This is a genomic window from Streptomyces coerulescens (genome assembly GCF_042657965.1).
Classification (GTDB): domain Bacteria; phylum Actinomycetota; class Actinomycetes; order Streptomycetales; family Streptomycetaceae; genus Streptomyces; species Streptomyces coerulescens.
Window position 1 is genome coordinate 296,110 of sequence record NZ_JBHSKM010000025.1, and the last position, 19,164, is coordinate 315,273.

The window sequence follows — 19,164 nt, forward strand, 5'->3', positions numbered from 1 at the left end:
CCATATGAGGGCCCGCGAGCGGCTGTTGAGCCGCGGCCGGCTCCGCTCCTCGATCATCTTCGCGTCGGCGCTCGGCCGGCTACGAGACGAGGAGTGGCCCGATGTCGCATCGGATGGATTCCCGGAGCCGGTCGTACCGGCGGCGCGCAGGATGGGCCGCGGTCTGCACGGGCCTCGCCCTGTCGCTGACCGTCGGTGCGCAGAGCGAGGCGGCGACATCCGACACCCCGACGCCTCCCCGTCCGCTGGGCCGGATCGTCGACGTCTCCGCGGCGGTGGCCGGGGGCCTTCTCCACCCGGAAGCGCCCCCGGCCGGTGCCGACGACTGGAGCTGCCGTCCCTCTCGCAAGCATCCGCGCCCGGTCGTACTGCTGCACGGGTCCGCGGCGAACGCCTTCAACAACTGGAGCATGCTGTCGCCCTGGCTGAAGCAGCAGGGCTACTGCGTCTTCGCCCCCAACTACGGCGGCCCTCCCGGCAGTCCGTTCCAGGCCACCGGACCCATCCGGGTGTCGGCCCGACAGGTCGCGCGCTACGTCGACCGCGTCCTGAAGGCCACCGGTGCCCGCCAGGTCGACATCGTCGGGCACTCCCAGGGCGGCGGTCCCACGCCCCGCTGGTATCTGCGCTTCGAGGGTGGCACGAACCCCAAGCACCCGAAGCGCAACAAAGTGCGCCACCTTGTCGCCCTGGCTCCGTCCAACCACGGCGGGAACGTCTCCGGCATCGGCACCCTGACGACCCGGCTCGGCCTCAACCCGGCCGTGTCAGCCGTCGTCGGTCAGGCCTGGTCGGACCAGATGGTCGGCTCCGAGGTGAACAGGACGCTCGACAAGGGCGGGGACACCCAGCCCGGCGTCCACTACACCGTCATCGCCACCCGGTACGACGAGTTCGCCACGCCGTACCACAACAGCTTCCTGACCGCGGGGCCCGGCGCGAAGGTGCGGAACATCCTGATCCAGCGGATCTGCGACGAGGACCTCTCCGACCACCTGTCGCTCGCGTACGACACCAACGCCGCCCAGCTCGTGAGCAACGCCCTCGATCCCGCTCACGCACAGCCCGTGCGCTGCGGGCTCACCCTGCCCGTCCTCGGCGGCTGACCGGGCACGCACATGGCGACGATGAAGTCCGTCCAGACCACAGGCGTCTGCCAGGTCGAGGTGGTGGACGTCGAGCGTCCCGTGCTCGGCGCAGGGCTACCCGACCGAGATCTTCGAGGTCACCCCCGAACTGGTCGCGCACCAGGAGCGCTTCGCCCAGCTGATCAGCCACCGCGTTCCCTCGTCCGAGGTGGACCGCGCCTTCGAACTCGCCCTCACGCCCGGCGCCGTGGAGAAGGTCGTGGTGACCTACGACGACTGAGACATGCCTCCGTTCGTGAACGTCGTTCCGCTCGGCGCGTCCGCCTGCTCAGCACTCGATGACGTTCACCGCGAGCCCACCCCGCGCCGTCTCCTTGTACTTGACCTTCATGTCGGCGCCGGTCTCCTTCATCGTCTTGATGACCTTGTCGAGGGAGACGTGGTGCCGACCATCGCCGCGCAGTGCCATGCGGGCGGCGGTGATCGCCTTGACGGCGGCCATGCCGTTGCGTTCGATGCAGGGGATCTGGACGAGGCCGCCGACCGGGTCGCAGGTGAGGCCGAGGTTGTGTTCCATGCCGATCTCGGCGGCGTTCTCGACCTGTTCGGGGCTGCCGCCCAGGACTTCGGCGAGCCCACCGGCCGCCATGGAGCAGGCGGAGCCGACCTCGCCCTGGCAGCCGACCTCGGCGCCGGAGATGGAGGCGTTCTCCTTGAAGAGCATGCCGATCGCGCCCGCGGCGAGGAGGAAGCGGACGATCCCGTCCTCGTCGGCGCCGGGCACGAAGTCGAGGTAGTAGCGAAGGACCGCCGGGATGATGCCCGCCGCGCCGTTCGTCGGGGCCGTCACGACACGGCCGCCGGCGGCGTTCTCCTCGTTCACGGCCATCGCGTAGAGGGTCACCCACTCCATCGCACGACTCGTCGCATCGCCCTCGCTGCGCAGCGCCCGTGCCGCCGCGGCTGCGCGCCGACGGACCTTCAGGCCGCCCGGAAGAATGCCCTCGCGGCCCAGACCCCGTGCGATACAGGCGTCCATGACCCGCCAGATCTCGAGGAGACCGGTACGGATCGCCGTCTCGGTGCGCCAGGTCCGTTCGTTCTCCAGCATCAGGGCGGAGATCGACAGGCCGGTCTCACGGGAGAGGCGCAGGAGTTCGTCGCCGGAGCGGAACGGGTGAGGCAGCACCGTCTCGTCGGGCTTGATGCGGTCCGCCTCGACGGCGTCCTCGTCGATCACGAAGCCGCCGCCGACGGAGTAGTACGTCTTCTCCGACAGGGGCACACCGTGGGCGTCGTACGCGAAGAGGATCATGCCGTTCGCGTGGTGCGGCAGCGATCGTCTGCGGTGCAGGACCAGGTGGGTCGAGACATCGAAGTCGATCTCGTGGGCCGGGCCGATCTCGGCGCCGAGGAGGCGGATGCGTCCGCCGGCCCGGATCCGCTCGACGTCCAGGTCGGCCCGGGCGACGTCGACGGTGTGCGGCTCGTTGCCCTCCAGGCCCAGCAGTACCGCTTTCGGGGTGCCGTGGCCGTGGCCGGTGGCGCCCAGGGAGCCGAACAACTCGGCCCGTACGGCGGTGGTCTGCGCGAGCACGCCCTCCTGCTTCAGCCGGGTGACGAACATCCCGGCGGCACGCATCGGGCCGACGGTGTGCGAACTGGAGGGGCCGATGCCGATCGAGAACAGGTCGAAGACGCTGATTGCCACGCCGTACTCCGTGGGAGGGGCGGGGCGTGCCGGTCGGTGACGGGCACGCCCCTGTGGGAAGTGGTCCGTCAGAGGCCGGGGTAGAGGGGGTGCTTGTCGGCGAGTGCCTTGACCCGGGCCTTGAGTGCGTCGGTGTCGTAGGCGGGCTTGAGGGTTTCGGCGATCACGTCGGCGACCTCGGTGAAGTCCTCGGCGGTGAAGCCGCGGGTGGCCAGGGCCGGGGTGCCGATGCGCAGGCCGGAGGTGACCATCGGCGGGCGCGGGTCGTCGGGCACGGCGTTGCGGTTGACGGTGATGCCGACCTCGTGGAGGCGGTCCTCGGCCTGCTGCCCGTCGAGGTCGGAGGCGCGCAGGTCGACCAGGATCAGGTGCACGTCGGTGCCGCCGGACAGCACGTTCACGCCCGCCTCGCGGGCGTCCGGCGCGGTCAGCCGCTCCGCGAGGATGCGGGCGCCCTCGATGGTGCGCTGCTGGCGCTCCTTGAACTCCTCGGACGCGGCGACCTTGAAGGAGACCGCCTTCGCGGCGATCACGTGCTCCAGCGGGCCGCCCTGGAAGCCGGGGAAGACCGCGGAGTTCAGCTTCTTGGCGAACTCCTTGCTGCGGGCCAGGATGATCCCGCCGCGCGGGCCGCCGAGGGTCTTGTGGGTGGTGGAGGTGACCACGTCGGCGTGCGGGACGGGGTTGGGGTGCTGTCCGGCGGCGACCAGGCCGGCGAAGTGCGCCATGTCGACCCACAGGTAGGCGCCGACCTCGTCGGCGATCCGGCGGAACGCGGCGAAGTCCAGCTGGCGCGGATACGCCGACCAGCCGGCGATGATCACCTTCGGGCGGTGCTCCTTGGCCAGGCGCTCGACCTCGGCCATGTCGACCAGGCCGGTGTCGGTCTCGACGTGGTAGGCGACCACGTTGAACTGCTTGCCGGAGAAGTTCAGGCGCATGCCGTGGGTGAGGTGGCCGCCGTGCGCGAGGTCCAGGCCCAGGATGGTGTCGCCGGGCTGGGCGATCGCGAACAGCGCCGCCTGGTTGGCGGAGGCACCCGAGTGCGGCTGCACGTTGGCGTACTCGGCGCCGAACAGCTCCTTGACCCGGTCGATCGCGATCTGCTCGGCGACATCGACGTGCTCACAGCCGCCGTAGTAACGCCGCCCCGGATAGCCCTCGGCGTACTTGTTCGTGGCGACCGAGCCCTGCGCCTCCATGACCGCGACCGGAGCGAAGTTCTCCGACGCGATCATCTCCAGCGTCGACTGCTGACGCTCCAGCTCGGCATCCAGCGCCGCCGCGATCGCCGGATCCAGCTCATGCAGGGGTTGGTTGAGAAGGGTCATCGGCGCTCTCCTTGGTCGTGGGCACAGGGGGCGGCGTGGGTGAGATCGAGCGCTGTCTCGGAGGACCGGCCGGCGATCTTCTCCTGCACCCAGGTGTGGAACTCCCCGATGTGGTGCTCGCTGGGCACCAGCACGCCGCCCTTGGCGTAGGTCCGGGAGCTCATGCCCGGCTGGGTGCGTTCGCAGGCGTCGAAGTCCTGCTGGTTCACCCGGTGGAACAGCTCCACCGAACGTTCCACGTCCTTGCCGCCGGCCACCACGTGCGGGAGGTAGAGCCAGTCGCACTCGACGACCGTGCGGTCGTACGCCATCGGGTACATCCGGTGGAAGATCACATGGTCCGGCACCAGGTTGATGAACACCTGCGGCCTGACCGTGATCGCGTAATAGCGGCGGTCCTGTTCGTCGGCGACACCGGGGATGCGGTCCAGGCCGGCGGAGCCGTCGACCGTGAAGCCCTGGACCTCCGCACCGAACTCGGCGCCATGGCCGACGTAGTACTGCGCCGCGTAGCCGTCCGCGAACTCCGGCAGCACCTCCGTCAGTTCGGGGTGGATGGTGGCGCAGTGGTAGCACTCCATGAAGTTCTCGATGACGAGCTTCCAGTTGGCTCGCACCTCGTAGGTGATACGGCGGCCCACCTGGAGGTGGTCGATGTCGTAGCGGTCGATCGACTCGACGTCGCCGAGCCGATCGACGACCGCCCCCATGACGTCGCTCTCGAACGAGGGCGGGATGTCGGCCAGGCACACCCACACATACCCGAGCCACTCCCGGACATGGACCTCGGCCAGTCCGTACGCCGTCCGGTCGATGTCCGGCATCGACGTCAGGTTGGGCGCGGCCACGAGCTTGCCGTCCAGGCCGTAGGTCCAGGCGTGGTACGGGCACTGGAAGGCCCGCCTGACCTCGCCGGACTCGGCCGTGCACAGTTTGGCGCCGCGGTGCCGGCAGATGTTCAGGAACGCCTTGACCGAGCCGTCCCGGGAGCGGGTGATCAGCACGCTCTCCCGGCCGACCTGGTGGGTGCGGAAGCTGCCGGGCTTGTCCAACTCGGCGGCGCGGGCCACGCAGAACCACATCGTCTCGAAGATCCGCTCCTGTTCCAGGGCGAAGATCTCGGGGTCGGTGTAGTGCCTGCCCGGCAGCGTGGCGATCAGGCTCGGGGGCGGGCCGGTCGTGGTCATCCTCGGTCCTCTCCTCGCATGTGTTTCACATTGAGCAACCAGCAGCGTCATATGAAACGGACGCCCAAACTGTCCCGTCGCGAACATCCACTGTCAAGGGCCGGACACCGGTCAACGCGAACCGCTCCGCCGTCTTCCGCTCGCACCACGGGCGTGCGAGCATGCGGACAGCCCCTCGGGATCCATGGACACAGCCGCGTATAGTTGCGCCATGAGCAACAGCGCGGCAGAGAGCGCAACAAGTGCGGTGGGTGGCGTGCAGTCCGTCGACCGTGCCGTCAGCGCCTTGGAGATCCTCGCCCGGCGCGGCGAGGCCGGTGTCAGTGAGGTGGCCGCCGAGATCGACGTCCACAAGTCGACCGCGTTCCGTCTGCTCGGGGCGCTGGAGGCACGTGGGCTGGTCGAGCAGTCGGCCGAACGGGGCAAGTACCGGCTCGGCTTCGGGATCGTGCGGCTCGCGGGTGCGGTGACCGGCCGTCTCGACGTCACCCAGCAGGGCCGGCAGGTGTGCGAGCGGCTCAGCGAGGAGATCGGCGAGACCGTCAACATCGCGGTCCTCCAGGAGCACTACGCGGTCAACCTGTATCAGGTACGCGGCCCCGGCGCGGTCGGCACCCACAACTGGGTCGGCCAGCTCACCCCGGTGCACGCCACGTCCAGCGGCAAGATCCTGCTGGCCCACCTGACGGCGGAGGAGCGGGCCGAGGTGCTCGCGGCGTCGGGGCTGAGGAAGCTGACCCCGCACACCCTCACCGCGAGGACGAAGCTGGAGAAGAACCTCGCCGAGGCGCGGGAGCGCGGGTACGCGGTGACCCTGGAGGAACTGGAGATCGGACTGCACGCCGTGGCGGCGCCGATCCGGGCCCGCGACGGTGAGGTCGTCGCCGCCCTCAGCGCCTCGGGCCCCGCGTACCGCTTCACCGAAGAACGCATCCACGAGCTCGCGCCGGCGCTGGTCAAGGGAGCGGAGGAGATCAGCCACCGGATGGGGCACCTGGGCTGAGCCCCGCCCCGTCGGCTCGCTCAGACATACTCCGCCGCCGCGTCGAGCAGCCAGTCCGCCAGATAGCCCGCGAACGACGAACGGACCAGCACCCAGAACCCGGCCCTCGGTTCGTCCCGGGCGACCAGGACGATCTGGGTCCGGCCCAGGGTCGTCTGGGCGCAGCGCCCGGAGCCGAACGCCCTCGGATGCAGGTCCAGCGGGCAGCCGTGGGCCAGCAGATCGTGGGCGCGGGGGCCGGTGACCAGCAGGGTGGTGCGCTGGGCGGAGACGTCGGTGACCGAGACCGGCTCCTCCCCCGCCGCCTCCCGGATCCGGCCCTCCAGATCCCGCTCGCCGCCCGGCGGTGCGACCAGCAGCCATTCGTCCGGGCCGAGCCACAGCGCGGTCAGCTCGCCCGCGCGGACGACCGTGTTCGGCTGGAGCGGCAGCGGGAGGTCCAGCGCCAGTCCGACGGCCTCGGCCGCCGCTCCCTTGGCGTCGAGACGGACGTCGACCTGGGTGAGGAAAGGGAGTTCGGCCAGCCGGACCGCGCCGTCGGAGGTGCGGGTCGCGGCGGCCAGGCGGTCCGCGTACTGCGCCAGAGGGCTGCGGAGCGGGACGGTCAGGGCGTGGTCAGCCATCGCGGCGGGCTCCCTCGGGGTCGTAGAGGACGGGGCTTGCGACGGTCACCGGGACCAGCCGGTCGCCCACGGCGGCGATCAGCCGCTCGCCGATGCGGTCGCGACCGCCCTTGATCAGGGCGAGCGCGAAGGTCCGGCCGAGTGCCGCGCTGCGATAGCTGGACGTGACATGGCCGAGCATGGGGACCGGCGGTGCCGGCAGCACACCGTCGGCGATCAGGTGGGTGCCCTCCGGGAGGAGGGTGCCCGGGTCCTCGGGGAGGAGGCCGACCAGGTGCTTGCGGTCGGGGCGGCGGGTGTCGGCACGGGCGTGGGACCGCTTGCCGACGAAGTCGGGCTTCTTCTTCGACACCACCCAGTTCATGCCGAGGTCCTGCGGAGTGACGGTGCCGTCGGTGTCCTGGCCGATGATCGGGTAGCCCTTCTCCGCGCGCAGGACGTGCATGGTCTCGGTGCCGTACGGGGTGATGCCGTACGGGGCGCCGGCCTCGTACACGGCCTCCCACAGGGGCAGGGCCTGCCACGGTGACACGTTGATCTCATAGGCGAGTTCGCCGGAGAAGCTGATCCGGCAGACCCGGGCCGCGACGCCGGCGACGGTCGTCTCCCGCCAGGCCATGAACGGGAAGTCCGCGTTGGCGACGGCGAGTTCGGGCGCGAGGGCACCGAGCACCTCGCGGGACTTCGGGCCCACCAGGGCGACCGTGGCCCACTGCTCGGTCACGGACGTGCAGTGGACCTTGAGCTCGGGCCACTCGGTCTGGTGCCACTCCTCCATCCAGTCCAGTACGGCGGCCGCGTTGCCCGTCGTCGTGGTGGTCAGGAAGCGGTCCTGGGCGACGCGGATGACGGTGCCGTCGTCGAAGACCATGCCGTCCGGGCGGCACATGACGCCGTAGCGGATCATGCCGACCTTCAGGGTGCTCATCATGTTGGTGTAGAGCCGGTCGAGGAAGACGGCCGCGTCCGGGCCCTGTACATCGATCTTGCCGAGCGTGGAGGCGTCCATGAAGCCGACGCTCTCGCGGGTCGCCCGGCACTCGCGCAGCACGGCGGCCTCCATGTCCTCGCCGTCGCGCGGGTAGTACCAGGGGCGCTTCCACTGGCCGACGTTCTCGAACAGGGCGCCGTGCGCGACATGCCACTCGTGGAGGGCGGTCGTGCGGACCGGGTCGCTCAGCGGGCCGCGATCGCGGCCCGCGAGGGCGGCGAAGGAGACGGGCGTGTACGGCGGGCGGAACGTCGTCGTGCCGAGTTCCGAGATGTCCACACCGAGGAGCTCGGCGACGACGCCGCCGGCCAGGATGCCGGAGGTCTTGCCCTGGTCGTTGGCGGTACCGGCCGTGGTGTAGCGCTTGGTGTGCTCGACGGAGCGCAGGCCGGCGCCGGTCGCGCGGGTCAGGTCGTCGACGGTGACGTCGCGTTGGAGGTCGACGAAGCGCGGGGCATCCTCCGCACCCGGCACGGCGTACACATGCAGGGGAGGCGTCCGCCGTGGCTGCGCGGCCGGTGCCGGGAGGCGGGTCGTCCGGGGTGTGTAGCCCTCGGCCTCGACGGCACGCGCGCCGGCCGCCGTGCCCTGTGCCAGGGCTCCGGCCAGGTCCAGTACGCCGCTCGCGGCGCCCGCGACCTCGACCGCCTGCCGTCCGCTGTCGGGGACGAAGGAGCCCAGCGCCTCGTCGTGGCGGAGCTTGCCGCCGGACTGGCTGAACAGATGCACCACCGGGTTCCAGCCGCCGGAGACCAGCAGCAGGTCGGCGGCGAACTCCCGCCGTCCCACGGTCTCTCCGTACGGGGCGACGGTCACGGCGGTCAGGCGTGCCTCGCCCGCGGTGCCGGTGACGGCGTGACCGGCGAGCACCTCGATGCCGGCGGCCCTGGCGCGCTCGGCCCACTCCCCCGGTTCGGGGCGGGTGTCCACGACGGCTGTGACACCGAGGCCCGCCGAGGCGAGGTCGAGGGCCGCCGCGTAGGCGCTGTCGTTGGTGGTGAAGACGACCGCGTGACGGCCGGGCAGGACGCCGTGCCGGTTGACGTACGTGCGGGCCGAGGCGGCCAGCATCACTCCGGGGCGGTCGTTGTCCGCGAACGCGAGTGAGCGCTCGTGGGCGCCGGTGGCCAGGACCACTCGGCGGGCCCGGATACGCCAGACGCGTTCGCGGGCGACGTGCGCGGGGGCGTCGGCGCCGAGGTGGTTGGTGCGGCGTTCGACAGCGAGGAGGTGGTTGTCGTCGTAGTGGCCGAAGACGGTGGTACGGGGAAGGACGCGTACCTCGGGGGTGGTGGCGAGTTGCCCGGTGACCTCCTCCACCCAGTCGAGGTGTTCGCCCGTGCCCAGCAGGCTGCCGCCGGGCTCCGGCTGGTCGTCGGCCAGGATGACGCGGGCGCCGGTGCCGGCCGCCGCGGCCGCCGCCGCGAGGCCCGCCGGGCCGGCGCCCACGACCAGCACGTCGCAGTGGGCGTGTACGGCGTCGTAGCGGGCCGGGTCCGGGGCGGTGGCGAGGCGGCCCTGGCCGGGGAGGCTGGTGGCGACCAGGCCGTCGTACAGCTCCACGGTCGTCGCCGGGAGCATGGGCTCGGGGAAGGGTTCCTCGATCTGGACCACCGCGTTGGGTTCTTCGACGCCGGCCGAGAAGATGCCTCGGGGGCGGCCGAGTTTGATGCTGGTGGCTGCCTGGATGACTCCGTTGGCGAGGAGCGCGGAGGCGAGGGTGTCACCTCTGCGGCCTCGGTATTTCGTGCCGTCGAAGGTGAAGGTGAGGGGGGTTTCGCGGTCGAACCGGCCGCGGGTCGGGTGTCGGAAGGGTTCGCCCCCACCGCCCTTACCCGTCCCGTCCTGAAGGGGCTTCGCCCCTTCGACCCCACCAGGGGGCTCTGCCCCCCGGACCCCCGTCGGCCCTGAAGGGGCCTCGTCCTCAAACGCCGGACGGGCTGGATGCAGTGGACCGGGCTCAACACTGTCCGGGCGTTCCTCTCCCGACCTGTACACCGTCAGGATCTCGTTCGTCGACGTGTCCCGTACCGCGTTGAACCAGCGACGGCAGCCCGCCGCGTGGCTCCAGCGTTCGGCGAAGGGGCCCTTGGTGTTGTCACGGAAGAAGAGGTACCGGGCCCACTCCTGGTCGGTGAGGGACGCGGGGTCCTGCGGGTACGGCACATGGGCCTGGCCGCCGTAGTGGAACTCGGCCTCGTCGCGGGGCCCGCACCACGGGCAGGGGATGAGCAGCATGGATCGGCTCCCAGAGCTTCCAGTGGTCCTAGTGGGCCACCGCGGCCGCGCCGTGCTCGTCGACGAGCGCGCCGGTGGTGAAACGGTCGAGCGAGAAGGGGGCGTTCAGGCCGTGCGGGGTGTCGTTGGCGATGGTGTGGGCGTAGACCCAGCCGACGCCGGGCGTGGCCTTGAAACCGCCGGTCCCCCAGCCGCAGTTGAGGTAGAGGTTGTCGACGGGGGTGAGGCCGATGATCGGCGAGGCGTCCGGGCTGACGTCGACGATGCCGCCCCAGGTGCGCAGGACGTGGGCGCGGGCGAACACCGGGAACAGCTCCAGGGCCGCCGACATCTGCTCTTGGATGATGTGGAAGGCGCCGCGCTGGGTGTAGGAGTTGTACGCGTCGATACCCGCGCCCATCACCAGCTCACCTTTGTGGGCCTGGCTCACATACACATGGACCGCGTTGGACATCACGACCGTGGGGTGGACCGGTTCCAGGAGCTCCGAGACCAGGGCCTGCAACGGGTGGCTCTGGAGCGGGAGTTCGATGCCGGCCATCGCGGCGAGGACGGAGGTGTGGCCCGCGGAGCAGAGTGCCACCTTGCCCGCCGCTATGGGGCCCAGGTTCGTCCGGACGCCGACCACCCGGCCACCGACCACGTCCAGGCCTGTGACCTCGCAGTTCTGGATGATGTCGATGCCCGCCGCGTCCGCCGAGCGGGCCAGGCCCCAGGCCACGTGGTCGTGCTTGGCGATGCCCGCGCGGGGCTGGTACGTGGCGCCCAGGACCGGATAGCGCACGTCCGGGGAGATGTTGACGATCGGGCAGACTTCCTTGACGCCGTCCGCGTCCAGCCACTCCGCGTCCACGCCGTTGAGACGGTTGGCCTCGACACGGCGCACACTGTCGCGGACGTCCTGGAGGCTGTGTGCCAGGTTCAGTACGCCGCGCTGCGAGAAGAGGATCGGGTAGTCGAGCTCCTCCGCCAGTCCCTCCCACAGCTTGAGGGCGTGCTCGTAGATGCCGGCGCTCTCGTCCCACAGGTAGTTGGAGCGGATGATCGTGGTGTTGCGGGCCATGTTGCCGCCCGCGAGCCAGCCCTTCTCCAGCACGGCGACATCGGTGATGCCGTGGTTCCTGGCGAGGTAGTGGGCGGTGGCCAGGCCGTGTCCGCCGCCGCCGACGATCACCACGTCGTACGACTTCTTGGGCTCGGGGTTGCGCCACAGCCGGTCGGGGTGGTCGGGGAGGTCGGCGCCCGGGGTGCGGGGGCTCGTCGGGACATGCGTGTTCATACGGCGGTAGCGTTCCTCTCCGCGGCCTCGACCACGTTGGCCAGCAGCATGGCCCGGGTCATGGGGCCCACGCCTCCGGGCATCGGCGCCAGCCGGCCGGCGACCGTCGCGGCCTCCGGGTGGACGTCGCCGACCAAGCCTGCTTCGGTTCGGGTGATGCCGACGTCCAGGACCGCCGCGCCGGGGCGCAGCATGTCCTTGGTGATCAGTCCGGGCGAACCGGCGGCGGCGATGACGATGTCCGCCTCGCGCACATGCCAGGCCAGTCCCTTGGTACCGGTGTGGCACAGGGTGACCGTGGCGTTCTCGGAGCGGCGATTCAGCAGCAGTCCGAGGGGACGGCCGACGGTGATGCCCCGGCCGATCACACACACCCTCGCTCCGGCGATCGGCACGTCGTAGCGGCGCAGCAGTTCGACGATGCCGCGCGGGGTGCACGGCAGCGGCGCCTCCTCGCCCAGGACGAGGCGGCCGAGGTTGACGGGGTGCAGTCCGTCGGCGTCCTTGGCCGGGTCCATCCGTTCCAGTACGGCGCCCGCGTCCAGCTGGCGGGGCAGCGGGAGCTGGACGATGTAACCGGTGCAGTCCGGGTCGGCGTTGAGTTCGTCGATCGTGTCCTGGACCTGCTGCTGCGAGGCGTCGGCGGGCAGGTCCCGGCGGATGGAGGCGATGCCGACCTGCGCGCAGTCGCGGTGCTTGCCGCCGACGTAGGCGTGACTGCCGGGGTCGTCTCCGACGAGGACGGTGCCGAGTCCGGGCGGCCGGCCGCCGGTGGCGGTCAACTTCGCCACGCGGTCGGCGAGTTCGCCGCGGATGGCGGCGGCGGTGGCCTTGCCGTCAAGGAGTTGTGCGGTCACCGGGTAGCACCTTCCGACGAGGCTGCGGTGGAACGCCCTGAAGGGCGCGGGGCTGTATCGATGTGCGGCTCCGCCGCGTGGGCGCGACCAGCCACGACGAGGCCGCAGACGAACGACGACCCATCGCGGCAGCTCCCTCGCGGCGCTCAGCCACGAAGGCGGGACATCGTCGGATCGAACAACGGCTCCTCCGCGACGACCGCCTCGACGCGCCGGTCGAAGTAGCCGATGTGCACGGTCCGGCCGGGGACGGCGAGTTCCGCCGGCAGCCACGCGTAGGCGATCCCCTTGCCGATGGTGTAGCCGTACGCGGCGCTCGTGACGTACCCGACCGCGCGCTCGCCGTCGTACACCGGCTCCTTGCCCATCACGACCGACCATGGGTCGTCGATGGTGAGGCAGGTCAGCCTGCGCCGTACGTCGGCCTTGCGGCGCTCCAGCGCCGCCTTGCCGATGAAGTCGTCCTTGTCGAGCTTGACGGCGAAGCCGACGCCGGCCTCGTAGGGGTCGTGCTCGTAGGTCATGTCGGTGCCGAAGGAGCGGTAGCCCTTCTCCAGGCGCAGGCTGTTGAAGGCGCCGCGGCCTGCGATGACGCCGCCGAGGGGCTCCGCCGCCTGCCACAGGGTGTCCCAGAGTTTCAGGCCCTGGTCGGCGGTGGTGTACAGCTCCCAGCCGAGTTCGCCGACATAGCTCAGCCGCATCGCCCTCACCGGGACGCTGCCGATGTAGGCGCGCTTGGCACGGAAGTACTTCAGGCCGTCGTTGGTGAAGTCCTCGTCCGTCAGGGGCTGGAGGACCTTGCGTGCCAGCGGTCCCCACAGGCCGATGCAGCAGGTGCCCGGCGTGATGTCGCGGACCTGGACCGTGCCGTCGGCGGGGAGGTGGCGGCCGAACCAGTCGAGGTCGAGGTTGCCGTTGGCGCCGACCTGGAAGAGGTCGCGGCCGAGGCGGGCGACGGTGATGTCGCTGCGGATGCCGCCGTCGTGGTCCAGGAGGAGGGTGTAGGTGACCGAGCCGACCGACTTGGCGACCTTGCCGGTGCACAGCCGCTCCAGGAACTCGGCGGAGCCGGGCCCGCTCACCTCCAGGCGCTTGAGGGCCGTCATGTCGTACAGGGCGACGGTCTCGCGGGTGGCCTGCGCCTCGGCGCCGACGATGGGCGACCAGAACTGCGCGGCCCAGTCGTTGGGGGTCGGGATGCTGCGGCCTTCGACCAGCTTCGCGTTGGCCTCGTACCAGTGCGGGCGCTCCCAGCCGTTGGCCTCCAGGAAGAAGGCGCCGTGCTCCTGCTGGCGGGGGTGGAAGGGGCTGGTGCGGATCGGGCGCGGGTCGCCGGAGGGCTGGAGGGGGTGGAGGATGTCGTAGACCTCGACGAAGTTCCGGCAGTCGCGGGCCAGGACGTACTCCGGGGAGAGCTGGTGCGGCTCGAAGCGGTTGACGTCGCACTCGTGCAGGTCGAAGGACGAGCAGTGGCCGTCGACCAGCCACTCGGCCAGGGCCCGGCCGACGCCCGCGGAGTGGGTGACCCAGACGGCCTCGGCGACCCAGAAGCCTTTGACGTCCGGGGACTCCCCGAGGAGGGGGAAGTTGTCGGTGGTGAAGGAGAACAGGCCGTTGATGCCCTCCTCGACCTTCGCCTCGCGTGTCGCGGGGAGGAGGGACTGGGTCTCGGCCCAGGCCGGGTCGAAGTCCTCCTCGGTGAACTTCAGGACGGACGGCATCTCGTCGGCCTCGTCCACGGAGAGGATCTCGTCGGCGGTGATGGGCATCGGACGGTGGCCGTAGTAGCCGATGCCGATGCCGTCGAAGCGGTCGCGGCAGTAGAGGTCGGCGTCCTGGTGGCGCAGGATCGGGCGGACGGCCTCCTCGGTCTGGCCGGCGAGAGCCGGGACGGGGCCGGTCCAGGCGAGCTGGTGGGCGAGCGGTGTGAGCGGGAGGTTCATGCCGGCCATGCGGGCGATCTTCGGGCCCCAGATGCCGGCGCAGCACACGACGATGTCGGCCTCCAGGTCGCCCTGGTCGGTGCGTACGCCCGTGACCTCGCCGTCGGCGCGGAGCACGTCCAGCACCTCGTGGCGGGCGAGGAACGTCACTCCGCGCTCGGTGGCCCGGCGGATCTGGGCCTCGACGGCGAGGACCGCCTTGGCGAGGCCGTCGGTGGGTACGAGGAGGCCGCCGAGGACCTTGTCGCGGTCGACGAGGGGGTGTTGCTCGACGCACTCGTCGGGGGTCAGCAGCCGGGATTCGATGCCCCAGGCGGTGATCCAGCCGTGGCGGCGGTGCAGTTCCGTGAGGCGCTCGGGGCTGGTGGCCACTTCGAGACCGCCGACCTGGAGGAAGCAGGGCTTGCCGTCGACTTCGAGGGAGCAGAACTTCTCGACGGTGTAGCGGGCCAGTTCGGTCATGGTCTTGGAGGAGTTCGTCTGGAAGACCAGGCCCGGGGCGTGCGAGCTGGAGCCCCCTGTGGCGGGGAGCGGACCCTGGTCGACCACGGTCACTTCGGTCCAGCCGCGCGCGGAGATCTCGTCCGCGAGAGCCGCACCGACGACTCCCGCTCCGATGATGACCACTCGGGGTCCCGCCATCGCCGCACCTCCGGTTGAGTTGCTTTCTGCGCAACGTGACTCAGGTTGCGCAACTCAATGTGCCTGCCGTGCAGGTGGGTGTCAAGAGGTCCGCGGGCGCCCCGAAATCGGCGTAGAAACGGCCTGGAAACGGCAATGCCCGGTGGGTGGTGCGCGTCCGCTCGCACCACCCACCGGGCATCCGTGAAGGGCCTACTTGATCCAGGCCTCCACCTTGTCGCGGTTGGCCTCGACCCACTTCTCGGCCGCCGCCTCGGGGGTCATCTTGTCGACGGCTATGTACTTGGCGACGACGTTCTGGTCGTCGTTGGTCCAGGTGAAGTTCTTCACCAGGTCATAGGCGGGGCTGCCGGACTTGGCGAACTTCGCGCTGACGATCTTGTCCAGTTCGTAGACCGGATAGTCGCAGTCGACCTTCTCCGCGTCGGCGTCGCAACCGTCCTTGTACTCGGGCAGCTTGACCTTGACCAGCGGCACCTCGGACATGAACCACTGGGGCTCGTAGAAGTAGCCGATCACCCATTCCTTGTTCTTCTCCGCCTTGCGGAAGGCCTGGATGAGGGCGGTCTCACTGCCCGCGTACACCACTTTGAAGTCCAGCTTGAGGTTCTTCACCAGGGCCTCGTCGTTGGTGACGAACGACGGGTCGCCGTCGAGGAGCTGGCCCTTTCCGCCCGACTCCGAGGTCTTGAACTCGGCCGCGTACTTGTCGAGGTTGTTCCAGTCGGTGATGTCGGGGTGCGCCTTGGCCAGCCACGGCGGCACGTACCAGCCGATGAGCCCCTTGTTACCGGTCGGGCCGGCGTCGAGGGCCGTCTTCTGGTCGGTGATGTACTTCTTCTTCAGGTCGTCGTGGCCCCAGTTCTCGATGACGGCGTCGACCTCGCCCGTCCCGAAGCCCTGCCAGGCGATCTCCTCCTTGAGGTCCTTCTGGTTGACCTTGCAGCCGAGGTCGTGCTCGGCGACGTACGCGACGACCGCCGCGTTGGCCTCGTAGCCGACCCACGGATTGACCGCGAGGTTGAAGGTGCCGCACTTGCCGGAGTCGCCCGAGCCGGACCCCGCGGAGTCGTCGCCGACCTTCGCACCGCCGCAGGCGGTGAGGGTGAGGCCGAGGACGGCCAGTCCGGCCGCGCCGGCTCGCCAGTGTCTTGCCATGGTGTGGTGCTCCTTATGCGCTGGTGCGGCGAGCCGCTGCCTGAGTGATCCGGTCGAACATGACGCCGAGAAGGACGATGGCGAGCCCCGCGGCGAGCCCCTTCCCGTACAGCTGGCCCTGCGAGAAACCGGCCACGACGTCGTAGCCGAGGGCGCCCGCGCCCACCAGGCCGCCGACCACGACCATCGACAGGACGTAGATCAGGCCCTGGTTGGTCGCGAGCGTCAGGGCGCTGCGCGCCATCGGCAGCTGGACCTTGGTGATGATCTGCCAGGTGTTGCACCCGGCCGAGGTGGCCGCCTCCACGGTGGTGGCGGGCACGTTCCGGACCCCGTCCGCGATGATCTTCATGGCGACGGGTGCCGCGTAGACGACGGCGGCGACGATCGCCGTGAAGCGGGTCGCGCCGAACAGCGCGAGGAACGGCACGAGATAGACGAACGGCGGCATGACCTGTGCCGCGTCCAGGCTGGGCCGCAGCAGCCGGTCGACCAGCGCGCTGCGGCCCATCCACACGCCGAAGCCGATGCCGAGCAGCATCACGAGCACCGTGGCGACGACGGTCGACGCCAGCGTCGTCATGCTGTCGGACCACACACCGGTGCCGACGAGCAGGCCCACGCAGACGGCCGTGGTGATGCCGGCGCGCCAGCCCCCGAGGACCACGGCGAGCGCGATCAGGGCCGCGCCGACGAGCCACCACGGGGAGTCGGTGAGGAGTGTCTGGAAGGGGTTGAGCAGGCCGTTGGTGATGGCGTCGCGGAAGGCGTTGGTGAGCCCGGACAGGTTGTCCTGCGCCCAGGTGGTCACGCTGTCCGCCCAGCTGGAGATGGCGCTGCCCACGCCTCCCTCGCCGGGGAACTCCGCCGCCCACACATAGGTGTGCGAGAGGTAGACGAGGACCGCGGCGGCCGCCGCACCCGCGCCGAGCAGGGGGCGGCGCCAGGCCAGGAGGCGGTTCTTCGAACGCCGTGCCGCCTCCTCGCGGCCGCTCGCCGCGGTGGTGACGCGGTCGAGCACGATGGCCATGACGACGATCGCGAGACCGGCGTTGAAGGCGGTGCCGACGTCGAGCGACTGGAGGGCCTGGACGACGGTCTTGCCGAGGCCGGGCGCGTCGATCAGGGCGGCGATGGTCACCATGGCCAGGGCGGCCATGATGGTCTGGTTGACGCCCATCACCACGGTCCGCTTGGACATCGGCAGCAGTACCTTCGTCAGGGCCTGTCTGCGGGTGGCACCCAGCGAGTCGGCCGCCTCGACCGTGGACGTCGGCACGGAGCGGATGGCGTGCGCGGTGATCCGGATCGCGGGCGGCGCCGCGTAGATGAGCGTGGCGATGGTGGCGGAGGCCGGGCCGATGAGGAAGAACAGGGTCAGCGGGGCCAGGTAGACGAAGGTCGGCATCGTCTGCATGAAGTCCAGGAAGGGCGTCATGATCCGGTTGAACCGGTCGGACAGCCCCGCCCAGACACCCAGCGGGATCGCGAACAGCAGCGCCACGAAGACGGCGGACACGGTCAGCGCGAGGGTGTCCATGCTCTCCTGCCACAGGCCCTGGAGCCCGAGGAAGGTGAAGCCTGCCACCGCGAGGAGCGCGACCCGCCAGTTGCCGACGGCCCAGGAGACATAGCCGACGATGCCGACGACGCCGAGCCAGCCGATCTGCGGGACCGGGCGTCCGGCGCCCGGCTGCGAGATCAGCTCCTGCACGAAGGTGACCAGGGAGTCGATGACGAGGCGGATCTCGTTGAAGAAGTAGAGAAAGAGCGGGTTGGAGTTGCGGTCCGCACCGATCGAGTCGTTGACGTCGTTGAACCACCGGTGCAGGTCGGTGAGGTCGGCCGCGGCGAGGGTCAGTGTGTGCTTTCCGCGCAGGACGGCGAAGAGCACCAGCCAGAGGACGAGGATCGCGCCGACCACCATGGACCGGCTGATCCTGCGTTCGGTCCGGGCAGGAGCGGGCGGCTCCTCGACGGGTGCCGTCTGCTCCGGTTTCTCCATCGCGACGGTCATCACGCGCCGCCTTCCGTCCCGGCGACCACCGCGAGGATCTCCTCGTCGCCGACGATGCCGAGCAGCTTGCCGTCCTCGACGACCTTGACCGGCTTGTCGGCCGCCAGCACGGCCCGGGTGGCTTCCCGTACGACGACGTCAGGGCCGAGTTCGGGGCCGTCGAGGGCGTCGCCGTCCGCGGGCGGGCGCATGATCCAGCGCAGGGTCAGTACATCGCCGCGCGGGACGTCCTTGACGAACTCGCGGACGTAGTCATCCGCCGGGGCGCCTACGAGCTCGTCGCCGGTGCCGCACTGGACCATCTTGCCGTCGCGCATGATGAGGATGCGGTCGCCCAGTTTGAGGGCCTCGGAGAGGTCGTGGGTGATGAACACCATCGTCTTGCCGACCTCGTGGTGCAGCCGGATGACCTCGTTCTGCATGTCGCGGCGGATCAGCGGGTCGAGCGCGGAGAACGGTTCGTCGAAGAAGAGCACGTCGGGGTCGCCGGCCAACGCCCGGGCGAGGCCCACGCGTTGCTGCATGCCGCCGGAGAGCTGGTCGGGGTAGGAGTTCTCGTAGCCCGCGAGGCCGACGAGCTCGACGACCTCCTGGGCGCGCTTGGTGCGCTCGGCCTTGCTCATGCCCCGGATCTCCAGGCCGAACGCCACGTTCTCGACGACGCGGCGGTGGGGCAGCAGACCGAAGTGCTGGAAGACCATGGAGAACTTGCGGCGCCGCAGGTCGCGCAGGCGCGCCTGGTCGGCCTGGCGGATGTCCTCGCCCTCGAAGACGATCTCGCCGGCGGTGGGTTCGATCAGCCGGGTGAGACAGCGCACCAGGGTGGACTTGCCGGATCCCGACAGGCCCATGACGACGAAGACCTCGCCGGGCGAGACGTCGAAGTGGACGTCCCGTACGGCGGCGGTGCATCCGGTGCGGTCCATGAGCTCGCGGCGGGTGAGGCCGCACAACTCCTCGGAGTCCGGCACCTGGTCGGCCTTCGGCCCGAACACCTTCCACAGCCTGCGCACGGATATGACCGGGGTGGAGCCCGAGTCCTGGGGCGTGCCGCGCCGCTGCGGCACCTCGGTCTGAGTGGTCACGTTCGACCTCA

General features: G+C 70.4%; 13 protein-coding genes. 2 read left to right on the top strand and 11 right to left on the bottom strand.

Annotated elements, in window-relative coordinates:
• Window positions 1–101: 101 nt before the first annotated feature.
• Complete coding sequence (locus tag ACFPQ9_RS33375; protein WP_380861828.1) at window positions 102–1,106, top strand: esterase/lipase family protein; 1,005 nt, start codon at window positions 102–104, stop codon at window positions 1,104–1,106.
• A gap of 310 nt (window positions 1,107–1,416) precedes the next feature.
• On the opposite strand, the gene ACFPQ9_RS33380 is transcribed toward ACFPQ9_RS33375, so the two are convergent.
• The 3 genes from ACFPQ9_RS33380 to ACFPQ9_RS33390 form a co-directional block, all read right to left on the bottom strand.
• On the bottom strand, window positions 1,417–2,799 hold the full coding sequence (locus ACFPQ9_RS33380) for an L-serine ammonia-lyase (protein ID WP_380861830.1): 1,383 nt from the start codon (window positions 2,797–2,799) through the stop codon (window positions 1,417–1,419).
• A gap of 68 nt (window positions 2,800–2,867) precedes the next feature.
• Window positions 2,868–4,130 carry a serine hydroxymethyltransferase gene (glyA, locus tag ACFPQ9_RS33385; protein WP_380861832.1) on the bottom strand — a complete coding sequence of 421 codons (1,263 nt, stop codon included), beginning with the start codon at window positions 4,128–4,130 and terminating at the stop codon, window positions 2,868–2,870.
• Window positions 4,127–5,317 carry an aromatic ring-hydroxylating oxygenase subunit alpha gene (locus ACFPQ9_RS33390; protein ID WP_380861834.1) on the bottom strand — a complete coding sequence of 397 codons (1,191 nt, stop codon included), beginning with the start codon at window positions 5,315–5,317 and terminating at the stop codon, window positions 4,127–4,129. Before ACFPQ9_RS33390 ends, glyA begins: the two co-directional genes overlap by 4 nt.
• Window positions 5,318–5,528: 211 nt before the next feature.
• Here ACFPQ9_RS33390 and ACFPQ9_RS33395 point away from each other — a divergent pair, with 211 nt between their 5' ends.
• The gene (locus ACFPQ9_RS33395; RefSeq protein ID WP_380861836.1) at window positions 5,529–6,320 is read left to right on the top strand and encodes an IclR family transcriptional regulator; all 792 of its coding nucleotides are present in this window, start codon (window positions 5,529–5,531) and stop codon (window positions 6,318–6,320) included.
• Window positions 6,321–6,340: 20 nt separating this feature from the next.
• Here the strand turns inward: ACFPQ9_RS33395 and ACFPQ9_RS33400 are convergent, their stop codons facing one another.
• From ACFPQ9_RS33400 to ACFPQ9_RS33435, 8 genes are all read right to left on the bottom strand, one after another.
• Window positions 6,341–6,943, bottom strand: coding sequence for a sarcosine oxidase subunit gamma (locus tag ACFPQ9_RS33400; protein ID WP_380861838.1), 603 nt, complete (start codon window positions 6,941–6,943; stop codon window positions 6,341–6,343).
• Window positions 6,936–10,172, bottom strand: coding sequence for a sarcosine oxidase subunit alpha family protein (locus tag ACFPQ9_RS33405; RefSeq protein WP_380861840.1), 3,237 nt, complete (start codon window positions 10,170–10,172; stop codon window positions 6,936–6,938). Before ACFPQ9_RS33405 ends, ACFPQ9_RS33400 begins: the two co-directional genes overlap by 8 nt.
• Window positions 10,173–10,200: 28 nt before the next feature.
• The gene (locus tag ACFPQ9_RS33410; RefSeq protein WP_380861842.1) at window positions 10,201–11,451 is read right to left on the bottom strand and encodes a sarcosine oxidase subunit beta family protein; all 1,251 of its coding nucleotides are present in this window, start codon (window positions 11,449–11,451) and stop codon (window positions 10,201–10,203) included.
• Window positions 11,448–12,308 (bottom strand): bifunctional methylenetetrahydrofolate dehydrogenase/methenyltetrahydrofolate cyclohydrolase, encoded by an 861-nt coding sequence (locus ACFPQ9_RS33415; RefSeq protein WP_380861844.1) that lies wholly within the window; start codon window positions 12,306–12,308, stop codon window positions 11,448–11,450. The genes ACFPQ9_RS33410 and ACFPQ9_RS33415 overlap by 4 nt, the downstream gene beginning before the upstream one ends.
• Before the next feature lie 146 nt (window positions 12,309–12,454).
• Window positions 12,455–14,893 carry a GcvT family protein gene (locus ACFPQ9_RS33420; protein ID WP_380861846.1) on the bottom strand — a complete coding sequence of 813 codons (2,439 nt, stop codon included), beginning with the start codon at window positions 14,891–14,893 and terminating at the stop codon, window positions 12,455–12,457.
• 192 nt (window positions 14,894–15,085) lie between these two features.
• Complete coding sequence (locus tag ACFPQ9_RS33425) at window positions 15,086–16,051, bottom strand: ABC transporter substrate-binding protein (protein ID WP_380861848.1); 966 nt, start codon at window positions 16,049–16,051, stop codon at window positions 15,086–15,088.
• A gap of 13 nt (window positions 16,052–16,064) precedes the next feature.
• A complete protein-coding gene (locus ACFPQ9_RS33430; protein WP_380861850.1) occupies window positions 16,065–18,068 on the bottom strand; it encodes an ABC transporter permease in 2,004 nt (667 codons plus the stop codon).
• Complete coding sequence (locus ACFPQ9_RS33435; RefSeq protein WP_380861852.1) at window positions 18,068–19,153, bottom strand: quaternary amine ABC transporter ATP-binding protein; 1,086 nt, start codon at window positions 19,151–19,153, stop codon at window positions 18,068–18,070. Before ACFPQ9_RS33435 ends, ACFPQ9_RS33430 begins: the two co-directional genes overlap by 1 nt.
• Between the last annotated feature and the right edge of the window lie 11 nt (window positions 19,154–19,164).